This window comes from Streptomyces silaceus (assembly GCF_001419745.1).
Lineage (GTDB): Bacteria > Actinomycetota > Actinomycetes > Streptomycetales > Streptomycetaceae > Streptomyces > Streptomyces silaceus.
Window position 1 is genome coordinate 1 of sequence record NZ_LIRJ01000331.1, and the last position, 11308, is coordinate 11308.

Genomic DNA, 11308 nt, shown 5'->3' on the forward strand with positions numbered 1-11308 from the left:
GGGGCGGGGCGGCGCGAGGGTGGGTCCATGCGCATCGGACTGATCGGAACGGGCCGTATCGGCACATTTCACTCGACGGCCCTGGGCCGCCTCCCGGAGGTGACGTCCCTGGTCGTCGCCGACGCGGACGCGGCGCGGGCGGCGGACCTCGCGGCGCGGACCGGGGCGCTGCCGGTGGCGTCGGTGGACGACCTCTTCACGAGCGGCGTGGACGCCGTGGTGGTCACGGCGGCGACCTCCGCGCACGCGGAGCTGATCGGCAGGGCGGCGCGGGCCGGGCTGCCGGTCTTCTGCGAGAAGCCCATCGCCCTGGACCTGCCGGGCACGCTGGCCGCGCTCGCCGAGGTCGAGGCGGCGGGCACGGTGCTGCAGCTCGGCTTCCAGCGGCGCTTCGACGCGGGGTACGCGGCGGCGCGCGACGCGGTGCGCTCGGGCAGGCTCGGCCGGCTGCACACCGTGCGGGCCATGACCTCCGACCCGGCGCCGCCCCCGGCCGCGTATCTGCCGCTCTCCGGCGGCCTCTACCGCGACTGCCTGGTCCACGACTTCGACATCCTGCGGTGGGTGACCGGGCGGGAGGTCACGGAGGTGTACGCGACGGGCTCCGACGCGGGCCCCGCGATGTTCCGCGAGGCGGGCGACGTCGACACGGCCGCGGCGGTCCTCACCCTGGACGACGGCACGCTCGCCACGGCGACGGCCACGCGCTGCAACGGCGCCGGATACGACGTACGCATGGAACTGGCCGGGGAACAGGACCAGTTGGCGGTCGGCATGGACGAGCGCACTCCCCTCACCTCGGCCGAGCCGGCGGGCCCGCCCGCGCCGGTCAAGCCCTGGCCCGGTTTCCTGGAGCGCTTCGCCCCCGCGTACGAGGCGGAGCTCGCCGCCTTCGTCGACGTCGTGCGCGGCGAGCGCGAGAACCCCTGCGACGGCCGCGAGGCGCTGCACGCGCTGCGGATCGCGGAGGCGTGCGAGCTGTCGCGGCGGGAGCGGCGGCCGGTGGGGATGGCGGAGATTCCCGAGGGCTGAGCCCTCCCCCGGACCCCGGACGCCCGCTCGCGCCCACGGCGTTCAGGCCGTGGACAGCACCGTCCCCTGCGCGATCGCGCACAGCGTCTCCAGGCCGTCGCCGCCGACGGTGGACAGCTCGCAGCGGACCGTCGCCTGGCGGCGGCCCGAGTGGACGACGACGGCGCGGGCGACGAGCTTGACGCCGGTCGCCGGACGGACGTACTGGATGGAGAATCCCGAGGTCAGCACGGCGGGCCCGAGCGTGGTGCCCGCGGCGAACGTGATGCTGTTGTCGGCGGCGTAGGCGAGCACGCCGCCGTGCAGGAAGCCGTTCTGCTGCTGGAGTTCCTCACGGATGCCGATCTCCAGCGTGGCCGCGCTCTCGCCGAACCACGTGACGCGCGCCTGGACGAGCCGGCTGAACGGCTGGGCGTCCAGGACCCGCTGGGCCACGGAGAAGTCGATGGGCGGGACCGGCGGTTCGGCGGCCGGGGGCTCCGTGGCGGCGGCACCGGCCGCCGCGAGGGCCGCGGCATCGGCGGCCGGAGGATTCGAGGGATCGGACGCGGGAGTCGCGGAAGTCGCCGGGGTCGTCGAGGGCTCAGTCATGGACGACTTCTACCACCGGACGGGTCCTCCTCGTCCAGCAGTCCCGCGTCGTGCGCCAACAGCGCGACCTGCACCCGGTTGTTGAGGTCCAGCTTCGTCAGGATCCGGGAGACATGCGCCTTGACCGTGGCGACGCTCAGGAAGAGCTGCGCGGCGATGTCCGCGTTCGAGCCGCCCCGGCCCACCGCGACGGCGACCTCCCGCTCGCGCTCCCCCAGCAGGTCGAGCCGGGCCAACGCCCTTCGCCTGCGGTCGAGTTGGGGGTCCTCCCCGGTCACCTGGGTGATCAGCTGCCGGGTCACCGTCGGCGAGAGCACCGGCTCTCCCGCGGCCACCGAGCGCACCGCGGCGACGATCTCGGCCGGAGCGGTGTCCTTGAGGACGAAGCCCGCGGCGCCCGCGCGCAGCGCGCGCAGGACCTGTTCGTCGGCGTGGAAGGTGGTGAGGACGATCACTTCCGGGGCACCGGGGCGTCTGCGCAGCGCCTCGGTGGCGGCGAGGCCGTCCATCGTGGGCATGCGGATGTCCATCAGGACGACGTCGGGGCGGAGTTCACCGACCAGCGGGGCGACCTCGGTGCCGTCGCCCGCCTGGCCCACGATCTCGATGTCGTCCGCGCCACCGAGCATGAAGGAGAGCCCGGCGCGCACCAGGGGATCGTCGTCGACGAGCAACAGCTTGATCGGGTTCATGCCGCCCACGGTAGCCAGGCCTCCAGGTGGAATCCGCCGTCGGGCCCGGCCTCGTGGCCGAGCCTGCCGCCGGCGAGCGAGGCCCGCTCGGCGAGTCCGATCAGGCCCTGTCCCGACCCCGGCACCTTCGGCACGTCGCCGGGCGGCGCGGGGTTGCGCACGGACAGGGTCAGCCCCTCGCCGGGGGCGCCCGCCACGACGACGGTCACCTCGGCGCCGGGGGCGTGCTTGCGCGCGTTGGTCAGGCCCTCCTGCGCGATGCGGTAGGCGGTGCGGCCGAGCGCGGCGGGCGCGGCCGCCGGGTCGGCGACGCGGTTGTCGAGGACGACCTCCATGCCCGCCTCGCGGGACTCGGCGACCAGGGTGCCGAGGGCGGTGAGCGTGGGCTGCGGGCGGCCCGAGTCGTCGGCCTCGCCGCCGCGCAGGACGCCGATCACCTGGCGCAGGTCCTGGAGCGCCTCGTGCGCGCTCTCGCGGATGACGCCGGCGGCGCGGGCGATCTCCTCGCGGGGCGCGTCCGGGCGGAACTCCAGGGCGCCCGCGTGGACGCTGAGGAGCGTGAGGCGGTGCGCGAGGACGTCGTGCATCTCGCGGGCGATGGACTCGCGGGCGAGCCGCTGGGCCTGTTCGGCGCGCAGGGCCGCCTCGTTCTCGGCGCGGACGGCGCGGTCGCGCAGGCTGAGCAGGAGTTCGCGGCGGGACCGCACGAACATGCCCCAGCCGATGACCGTCACGGTCACCAGACCGCCGAAGGCGATGGAGACGAAGTAGGGCATGTCCGAGTCGGGGCGCAGCCAGTAGGTCAGGGGGATCACCGCGAGCGAGACCCCGCCGATCCACGCGACGTACCGGAAGGGCCGGTGCACGGTGAGGGTGAAGAGGGCCACCGCCGCCGCGCCGCCCGCCGTGTCGGAGAGGATCGAGACCGGCACCATCGCGACGGCGAGTCCGACGGGCCAGCGTCTGCGCAGCCAGACCGTGGCGCAGGCGAGCGCGCCGATGACCTGGTCGAGTTCCCGGAAGCCCTCGGAGACGTGCGGGTTGGTGCTGACGGCGTCGGCGCCGAGCAGCCCGAGGAAGACGGCGGCGAAGAAGCAGGTGAAGTCGGCGATCCAGTCGCGCACGGTCCGCCGGGCCCTGCGGCCGCTGCGGCTCGGGTCGAATTCTCGGGCGACGGCGGAGGGCAGCGTCCACGGACTGGTGACCAGGGGCTCGGGGGTGGGGTCCCCCGCGGGCTCGGGCCGGGGCCGTCGCGTGGGTTCGGTGCCGCTCATGGTCGACAAATCTACGCACAGATGGCCGCCGGGACCGCGCCGCGGGCATGATCGTCGACCAAAGTCGTACCGGGGCCGCGCCGGTCACCGACTTTCGGACCCGGCGGGCGGAGGGATCCTCGCCCCGCGGCGGATGTCCGCGGGGAAGGCGCGGGGCGAGGATCTCCTCATGAAGCAGCTACTGGAATTCCTCGGTGTGGTCCTGTTGATCCAGGGCGTGGTCGGCCTGGTCAACCGGTTCACCGGTGAGCTGCGCGGCTGGGGCCTGGTGCAGCGCCTCGGCTTTCTCGACGGGTACGAGATCTACGCGAGCGCGGCACTGGTCGTGCTGGCGTTCGCGCTGTTCGCCGCGGTACGGAGCCAGAAGGCCCGCTGAGTGGCGCGCGGGCGGTTCAGCAGCCGTAGTCGACCAGGTCGAAGGACGCGTAGTGGTCGGCGGTGTAGTAGTCCTCCTGGTTCTTCTCCCCGGTGACGATGCGGCGGGCGCCGCGGTCGTCCGAGCCCGGGGTGATGACCGTGTACTCGTGGTAGTAACCGGAGCTCTGCTGGGGCAGCTCGCCCTCACGGTTCTGGAAGACGGTGCCGTCCTGCGGGAACGGGTAGGGGCCGCCCTTCTCGATCAGATCGAGGGTGTCGTGGGCCTGGGAGGGCAGCGCGGAGTAGCAGACGTCGCCGACCGCGGTGACGGAGTACGCGACGGGGGCGGCCGGCGCCGCCTGCGCGGTGGCCGCGACGGGGCCGCCGACGAGCAGGGCGGCGGCGAGGGCAGTGACACTGATGATTCGTGGGGGGATTCGCATGGGTCCAGTGTGACGCGCGTAGAGGTTGGCGTGTCAACGACAAGTGCGGTGAATTTTCCGGGAGTTACCGGCTGTTAACCGAGCAGGGCCGACTCTTCTCCCTCACTTCTTCCGCGCGGCGCCGACCCACGTCACTTCTTCCGTGCGACGGCGGCGCACGTCGCTCCTTCCGCACGGCGACGGCGCGCGTCGCTCCTTCCGCGGCGACGGACCGCGTCAGTCCTTCTTCGCGGCGGCGGCCGCGGCCACCGCCACCCGGTGCTCGGCCATGTACGCGCGCAGCCCGAGAGCGGTCGAACCGCTCGTCCACAGCACGGCCCCCGCGACGGCGGGCGGCACCGACCCGGCCGGCCAGGCCAGGAGTTCGGTCCACCGGCGCTCGGCGACGCACACGTCCGGCTGGCCCTCCTGTCGTCCCTCCCCGGCGGCCCGGGGAACGTTCACCGCGCCCGGCGCCCGAGCCCGGTTCCCACCAGCACCAGCACCCCGCCCAGCAGCCCCGCCACGCCCAGCCGTTCACCGCCGATCGCGATGCCCACGACCGCGGCCCACAGCGGTTCCGTGCCGAGCAGCAGGCTGACCCGCGACGGCGAGGTCCTGCGTACGGCCCACATCTGCACGAAGAAGGCGAAGAGCGTGCAGAAGACGGCGAGGAAGGCGAGGCCCGCCCACTCGCGCGCACCGAAGCCCGCCGCGACGGACCACGGCGTCTCCCCCGTGCCGGCCGCCGCGAGCGCCGCGAACACGAGGACGGCGCCGCCCAGTTGGACCGTGGTGAGGGAGAGCGAGTCGGCGTCCCGCACGGACGTCATGCGGGACATGGCGAGGACGTGGACGGTGCGGGCGAGGGCGGCGAGGAGCATCAGCAGATCACCGGCCGAGGGCCGGGTGAACCCGCCGCCCTGGGTCAGCAGGACCACGCCGAGCACGGACAGCGCGGCGGCCGCGAGGAACGCGCGCGAGGGGCGGCGGCGCCGGATCGCGGCCTCCGCGAGCGGCGTGAAGATCATGGTGAGGCTGATGATGAGGCCCGCGTTGGTCGCGGAGGTGTGCACGACCCCGTACGTCTCCAGGAGGAAGATCCCGCCGAGGATCAGCCCGAGGACACCGGCGCCGCGCCACTGCGCCCCGCTCAGCGTGCGCAGGGAGCGCCACCCGGCCGCCACCAGCGCGGGCAGGACCAGGCCGAAGCGCAGGACGAGCACGGCGACGACCGTGTGCGTGGTGGTGATGCCCTTGGCGGCGAGGTAGCTGGCGCCCCACACCGCGGCGACGAGCAGCACGGGCAGATCGGTGAGCCAGGCCCGGCGCGGCGCGAGCGTGGCGGGAGCGGCGAGCGTCGACACGGGGTGCGGTCTCCAACGGGGTCGGGGGTGTGGAGACTTCTGCGGCTCGCACGCGGAGCGCACAACGTATCCGACGAAGATCGCACCGGGAAGCCCTCGCGCCCCGTGCGGGACGCGAGGGGGTGGTGCGGGACTTCGGGGGTGCGCGCCGTTCAGAAGCTGCCGTACTCCGGGCGGCCCGCGCGGTCGTAGGTGGCGATGACGACGCCCTTGGACGTCGTACGCGCCTGCGTGAGCCGGAAGGCGGTGGGCAGGCCGCCCTCCTCGAAGAGCCGTTTGCCGGTGCCGAGGACGACGGGGAACGTCAGCAGGTGCAGGGTGTCGATCAGGCCGTGCGCCATCAGGGAGCGCGCGAGGTTGCCGCTGCCGTGCATCTGGAGCTCACGGCCGGGCTGCTTCTTGAGCGCGGTGACGTCCTTGACCAGGTCGTCGCGGCCGATGATCCGCGTGCCGGGCCAGCCGGCCTCGGTCAGGGTGGTGCTCGCGACGTACTTCGGCAGGGAGTTGAGCCGTGCGGCGACCGGGTCGGCGGGGTCCGTCTTCTTGGGCCAGTACCCGGCGAAGATCTCGTAGGTGCCGCGGCCGAGCAGGAACGCGTCGACGCGGCCGAAGGCCTCCTCGACGAACGCGCCGAAGTCCTCGTCGGCGTAGGGCACGGTCCAGCCGCCGTGCTCGAAGCCGCCGCTGCGGTCCTCGTCCGGGCCGCCGGGCGCCTGGAAGACGCCGTCGAGGGTGACGAACTGCGTGAGCGTGAGCTTCATGATGCGTGCCTTCTCTCGGATGGGCGGCGTGTCCTTCACCTACTGAGACCCGTAGTCGGCCCGGAAGTCATCGCTGCCGAAATCCGCGTCCGTTTACCGCCAGCCCCCGCCCACGCGGACGAGTTTCATTGAACCCGCAAGCACTTCTCGCCCACAGCGGCGGATACCACCGCACACATACGCAGAAGAGGTACGGACATGTCTACTCTCACCGGCAAGAAGGCCCTGGTCACCGGCGGCAGCCGCGGCATGGGCGCGGCCGCCGCGCTGCGCCTGGCCGAGCAGGGCGCGGACGTGGCGATCACCTACGTACAGAACGAGGGCGCGGCCCTGGAGGTCGTCGCGAAGATCGAGTCGATGGGGCGGCGCGGCTTCGCCATCAAGGCGGACGCGGCCGACGCCGGGGACACGGCGGGCGCGGTGGAGCGCGCGGCGGACGACCTCGGGGGCCTGGACATCCTGGTGAACAACGCGGGCATCGGCGTCCTGGGGCCGATCGGCGACCTGACGCTCGCCGACGTCGACCGGGTGATCGCCGTCAACGTACGCGGGGTCTTCCTGGCCTCGCAGGCGGCGGCGGGCAGGCTCCGGGACGGCGGCCGGATCATCACCATCGGCAGCTGCATGGCACAGCGGGTGCCGGGCCCCGGCGGCACGCTCTACGCGTCGAGCAAGGCGGCCCTGATCGGGCTGAACAAGGCGCTCGCACGCGAGCTGGGCGAGCGCCGGATCACGGCGAACCTGGTCCAGCCGGGCCCCATCGACACCGACATGAACCCGGCGGGCGGCCCCTTCGCCGACGGACAGAGCGCCATGACGGCACTCGGCCGCTTCGGTTCCGCCGACGAGGTGGCGTCCCTGGTCGGCTATCTGGCCGGGAACGACGCCGCGTACATCACGGGTACCGAGCTGTCGGTCGACGGCGGTCACGCCGCCTGACCGCACGGGGAGTTGGTTGCGGGGCGCACCGGGGCTGTCCACCCGGTGCGCCCCACGTTCAGCGGGGGCGGATCAGCCGCCCAGCTCCTGGTGGCGGGCCGCCAGCTTGGCGGCGCCGCCCTCGGTCAGCGAACCGAACAGGCGCAGGCGGGAGATGCCGCCGTCCGGGAAGATGTCGATGCGCACGTGGGTGGCGACCACCGGCGCGTCGAGCACGAAGCGGTGGTTGGTGTCGGGCTGCAGCCGGGTGCGCGGCAGCGCCTCGACCCACTCGCCGCTCTCGCCGTCGCGCACGGACAGCGACGCCCAGCCGGCCGAGTTGCCCTTCAGGTACGCGGTGTCGATCTCGACGGCGCGGATCTCGGACTGCTGCACCAGCTGGTAGCGGATCCAGTCGTTGCCGTTGTCGCGGCGCCGACGGGTCTCCCAGCCGTCGTCCATCTTGCGGGAGCGGCCCGGCTGGATGGTGTTGGTGGCCGGCGAGTAGAAGCGGTCGGAGGCGTCCTCGACCTGGCCGCCGTTCTCCAGGGCGACGACGTCGAACGTGCCGAGCGCGGCGAGCCACCGCGGGTCAGGGGCGACCTCGCCGTACACGCGCAGGCGGGCGATGCCGCCGTCGGGGTGCTGGTTGACGCGCAGGTGCGTGAAGCGCTGCTCGACGTCCACGGCGAAGCCGTTGGCGGCGTGGCCGCCGACGGGCGTGCGGGGCACGAGGGTCGTCCACTTCACGTCGTCGCCGAGGAGCTCCTCGGGGGTCGGCGAACCCGCGACGCTGGTGCCCTCGATGGACACGGCCTGCGGGTAGTTGCCGCGGAAGTGGGCGGTGTCGACGACGATGCCGCGGATGACGCCGGGGGCGCCGAGCCGGACGAGCGCCCAGTCGTGGTCCTCGGCGGTGGGCCACGGGTGCTCGGCCGAGACGCCGCGCCGGCGGCGGGTCTCCCAGCCGTCCATGACCTTGCCCTTGTGCCCGAAGTGCTCCGGGTCGAAGACGGCGTCGTGCGGGAGCAGCAGGTTCTCGCGCATCGCGAAGAACTCGTCGTTGGCGGCGATGACACCGGCGCCGAGCTGCCGGTCGGCGAGGTTGGCGTACTGGGTGAAGGGGAAGTCGGCCGTGCGGTAGTCGGCAAAGGGCTCGCCGCCGCCGTAGGGGCTCGCGTCGCCGGTGAAGGAAGGTATCGCCGTCACTGTTTCAGTTGTTCCTTTCCAGAAGTCGGCCTGCGGGTTCGCTGAACTCGCCGCCGTGCAGGATGCGTTCGCCGCGCAGCCAGGTGGACTTCACGACGCCGCTGAGGGTCTTGCCCGCGTACGCCGTGACCCGGTTCCGGTGCTGCAGCTCCGCGGGATCCACGGTGAAGGTCTCGTCGGGCGCGAGGACCGCGAAGTCGGCGTCGCGGCCGGCCTCGATGGCGCCCTTCTGGTCGAGTCCGACCAGCTGTGCGGTACGGGCGGACATCCACCGCACCACGTCCTCGAGGCCGTATCCCCGCTTGCGGGCCTCCGTCCAGACCGCGGGCAGGCTCAGCTGGAGCCCGGAGATGCCGCCCCACGCGGTCGCGAAGTCGTCGGTCTTCAGGTCGGCGGTGGAGGGCGAGTGGTCCGTCACGACACAGTCGATGGTGCCGTCGGCCAGCGCCTCCCACAGCAGGTCCTGGTTGCCCGCCTCGCGGATGGGCGGGCAGCACTTGAACTCGCTGGCGCCGTCGGGGACTTCCTCGGCGGTCAGGGTCAGGTAGTGCGGGCAGGTCTCGACGGTCAGCCGGACGCCCTCGCGCTTGGCGGCGGCGATGAGCGGCAGCGCGTCGGAGGAGGACAGGTGCAGGACGTGCACACGGGCGCCGATCCGCTTGGCGACGGCGATGAGTCCCTCGATCGCCGTGTCCTCGGAGATACGGGGCCGGGTCTCCAGGTAGTCCGCGTACTTGGGGCCCTTGTTCCTGGGGGCGGCGTCGAGCTCGTGCGGGTCCTCGGCGTGGACGATGAGCAGCCCGCCGAATCCGGCGATCTCCGCCATGGAGGCGGTGAGCTGGTCGTGGTTCAGCTCGGGGAACTCGTCGACGCCCGAGGGCGAGAGGAAGCACTTGAACCCGTAGACGCCCGCGTCGTGCAGCGGCTTCAGGTCCTGCACGTTGTCGGGCAGCGCCCCGCCCCAGAAGCCCACGTCGATGTGGGCCTTGGTGCGGGCGACGTCCTGCTTGGTGCGCAGGTTGTCGACCGTCGTCGTGGGCGGCAGGGAGTTGAGGGGCATGTCGACGAGGGTCGTGATGCCGCCGGCGGCCGCGGCGCGGGTGGCGGTCCAGAAGCCCTCCCACTCCGTGCGGCCCGGGTCGTTCACGTGGACGTGCGTGTCGACGAGGCCGGGCAGCAGCGCGTCGTCGCCGAAGTCCTCGACCCGCGCGCCCTCGGGGACCACGGCGTCGTGCGCGCCGACGGCCACGATCTTTCCGCCGGACACGGCGACCGAGGCGGCCCGGATGCCCTCCGGGGTCACGACACGGGTGGAGCGAAGCACCAGCTCCACACCCGCGTCTCCACTCGCGTCCACGCCCACGCCCTTTTCGGACACCCGTGTCCCCTCTCTTCTGTTCCGCTACACAGACCTTTTGCTTCCGCTTAACGGAATTCAACGTTCTGTTGAAGGAGTTTTCACGCTCGATCTCGCGACGTCAAGGGTGTGCTTCCGCACCCCGTATCCACCGCCGCCACACTGGACGTTTCCACAAGGTGGAATTAGAATTCCGCCTGACAGAACGTAGCTACGCACAACGAGAGCGTCAAGAGAACACGGGACAACCCCGCGAAGACACGGACAAAGGACCCCTGACCGGCGACGACGTCACGACGCGCGAGAGCCCTCGTGAAGAACCGCCCGGTAGGCTGCTTCCTTGCCTGCCAGCACCGAAAGGAACGCGCCGTGCCGACGTCAAGCGCCAGCGACGCCCCTGCTGAAGTCGCCGCCACCAAGCCATCCGCCGCGAGCGGTGGCGTCCAGTCCCTCGAGCGCGCCTTCGACCTGCTCGAGCGGATGGCGGACGCGGGGGGCGAGGTCGGCCTCAGCGAGCTCTCCGCCAGCAGCGGTCTGCCGCTGCCCACGATCCACCGCCTCATGCGCACGCTGGTCGCGTGCGGGTACGTGCGCCAGCAGGCCAACCGCCGCTATTCGCTCGGCCCGCGCCTGATCCGCCTCGGCGAGTCGGCCTCGCGGCTGCTCGGTACGTGGGCCCGGCCCTATCTCGCCCGTCTCGTCGAGGAGACCGGCGAGACCGCGAACATGGCGCTGCTCGACGGCGACGAGATCGTGTACGTGGCGCAGGTGCCGTCCAAGCACTCCATGCGGATGTTCACCGAGGTCGGGCGGCGGGTGCTGCCCCACTCCACGGGCGTGGGCAAGGCGCTGCTCGCGCACACTCCGCCCGAGGAGGTCCGTGCCCTCCTCGCGCGCACCGGGATGCCGGCGGCCACGGAGAAGACGATCACCACGCCGGACGGATTCCTCGACGCGCTCGAAGAGGTGCGCCGCACGGGGTACGCGGTGGACGACAACGAGCAGGAGATCGGGGTGCGGTGCCTGGCCGTCCCCGTCCCCAACTCGCCCACGGCGGCGGCGATCTCCATCTCCGGACCGGCGGGCCGGGTCACGGAGGCGGCCACGGAGAAGATCGTGCCGGTGCTGCAGGAGGTGGCGGTCGACTTGTCGTCGGCGCTGGCCTCAGCGGGCCCTGGCTCCTGAGCCTCGGACCCTTCGTCCGTACCCGGCACCGGGGCCTGTGCCCCGGCTGCACCGGGGCGGGCGCCTTCTCTCCCCCCCGGCACGGTCCGCCTGCGCCGGGGCTGGGGCCACACTTATCGCCTCTCGGCACCGTGGGCTGTGCC

At 72.7% G+C, this 11308-nt stretch carries 13 protein-coding genes; 4 read left to right on the plus strand and 9 right to left on the minus strand.

The annotated features are described in order from the left end of the window. Window positions 1–27 precede the first annotated feature (27 nt). Window positions 28–1032, plus strand: a complete 1005-nt coding sequence (locus tag AOK22_RS27660; RefSeq protein WP_055701441.1) for a Gfo/Idh/MocA family protein — start codon at window positions 28–30, stop codon at window positions 1030–1032. A gap of 42 nt (window positions 1033–1074) precedes the next feature. Here the strand turns inward: AOK22_RS27660 and AOK22_RS27665 are convergent, their stop codons facing one another. The 3 genes from AOK22_RS27665 to AOK22_RS27675 all read right to left on the minus strand — a co-directional run bounded on the left by AOK22_RS27665 (window position 1075) and on the right by AOK22_RS27675 (window position 3589). Continuing rightward, window positions 1075–1479, minus strand: a complete 405-nt coding sequence (locus AOK22_RS27665; protein ID WP_055701448.1) for a PaaI family thioesterase — start codon at window positions 1477–1479, stop codon at window positions 1075–1077. A 140-nt stretch (window positions 1480–1619) separates the two neighbouring features. Beyond that, window positions 1620–2315 carry a response regulator transcription factor gene (locus tag AOK22_RS27670; RefSeq protein WP_055701449.1) on the minus strand — a complete coding sequence of 232 codons (696 nt, stop codon included), beginning with the start codon at window positions 2313–2315 and terminating at the stop codon, window positions 1620–1622. Further along, complete coding sequence (locus tag AOK22_RS27675; RefSeq protein ID WP_079036861.1) at window positions 2312–3589, minus strand: sensor histidine kinase; 1278 nt, start codon at window positions 3587–3589, stop codon at window positions 2312–2314. The genes AOK22_RS27670 and AOK22_RS27675 overlap by 4 nt, the downstream gene beginning before the upstream one ends. A 169-nt stretch (window positions 3590–3758) precedes the next feature. Between AOK22_RS27675 and AOK22_RS27680 the strand changes: the two genes are divergently transcribed. Next, window positions 3759–3965, plus strand: a complete 207-nt coding sequence (locus AOK22_RS27680) for a hypothetical protein (RefSeq protein ID WP_055701451.1) — start codon at window positions 3759–3761, stop codon at window positions 3963–3965. A 16-nt stretch (window positions 3966–3981) separates the two neighbouring features. On the opposite strand, the gene AOK22_RS27685 is transcribed toward AOK22_RS27680, so the two are convergent. The 4 genes from AOK22_RS27685 to AOK22_RS27695 all read right to left on the minus strand — a co-directional run bounded on the left by AOK22_RS27685 (window position 3982) and on the right by AOK22_RS27695 (window position 6499). Further along, window positions 3982–4389, minus strand: coding sequence for a ribonuclease (locus AOK22_RS27685; RefSeq protein WP_055701442.1), 408 nt, complete (start codon window positions 4387–4389; stop codon window positions 3982–3984). A gap of 216 nt (window positions 4390–4605) precedes the next feature. Continuing rightward, the gene (locus tag AOK22_RS41560; RefSeq protein ID WP_157872301.1) at window positions 4606–4833 is read right to left on the minus strand and encodes a hypothetical protein; all 228 of its coding nucleotides are present in this window, start codon (window positions 4831–4833) and stop codon (window positions 4606–4608) included. After that, the gene (locus AOK22_RS27690; protein WP_055701443.1) at window positions 4830–5735 is read right to left on the minus strand and encodes a DMT family transporter; all 906 of its coding nucleotides are present in this window, start codon (window positions 5733–5735) and stop codon (window positions 4830–4832) included. The genes AOK22_RS41560 and AOK22_RS27690 overlap by 4 nt, the downstream gene beginning before the upstream one ends. Window positions 5736–5887: 152 nt before the next feature. Beyond that, window positions 5888–6499 (minus strand): dihydrofolate reductase family protein, encoded by a 612-nt coding sequence (locus tag AOK22_RS27695; protein WP_055701452.1) that lies wholly within the window; start codon window positions 6497–6499, stop codon window positions 5888–5890. 195 nt (window positions 6500–6694) lie between these two features. On the opposite strand from AOK22_RS27695, the gene AOK22_RS27700 reads away from it, so the two are divergent. Continuing rightward, a complete protein-coding gene (locus tag AOK22_RS27700; protein ID WP_055701444.1) occupies window positions 6695–7435 on the plus strand; it encodes an SDR family oxidoreductase in 741 nt (246 codons plus the stop codon). 72 nt (window positions 7436–7507) lie between these two features. On the opposite strand, the gene alc is transcribed toward AOK22_RS27700, so the two are convergent. After that, entirely contained in the window at window positions 7508–8623 is a 1116-nt protein-coding gene (gene alc, locus AOK22_RS27705; protein WP_055701445.1) for an allantoicase, read from the minus strand. A gap of 4 nt (window positions 8624–8627) precedes the next feature. Continuing rightward, entirely contained in the window at window positions 8628–9980 is a 1353-nt protein-coding gene (gene allB, locus AOK22_RS27710) for an allantoinase AllB (protein ID WP_244165046.1), read from the minus strand. Between the two features lie 369 nt (window positions 9981–10349). Here allB and AOK22_RS27715 point away from each other — a divergent pair, with 369 nt between their 5' ends. Then, a complete protein-coding gene (locus AOK22_RS27715; protein ID WP_055701447.1) occupies window positions 10350–11165 on the plus strand; it encodes an IclR family transcriptional regulator in 816 nt (271 codons plus the stop codon). Window positions 11166–11308 lie beyond the last annotated feature (143 nt).

Coding starts and splice junctions, on each gene's coding strand:
- AOK22_RS27660 (WP_055701441.1), top strand. CDS start 28: ATGCGCATCGGACTGATCGGAACGGGCCGTATCGGCACATTTCACTCG.
- AOK22_RS27670 (WP_055701449.1), bottom strand. CDS start 2,315: ATGAACCCGATCAAGCTGTTGCTCGTCGACGACGATCCCCTGGTGCGC.
- AOK22_RS27675 (WP_079036861.1), bottom strand. CDS start 3,589: ATGAGCGGCACCGAACCCACGCGACGGCCCCGGCCCGAGCCCGCGGGG.
- AOK22_RS27680 (WP_055701451.1), top strand. CDS start 3,759: ATGAAGCAGCTACTGGAATTCCTCGGTGTGGTCCTGTTGATCCAGGGC.
- AOK22_RS27685 (WP_055701442.1), bottom strand. CDS start 4,389: ATGCGAATCCCCCCACGAATCATCAGTGTCACTGCCCTCGCCGCCGCC.
- AOK22_RS27700 (WP_055701444.1), top strand. CDS start 6,695: ATGTCTACTCTCACCGGCAAGAAGGCCCTGGTCACCGGCGGCAGCCGC.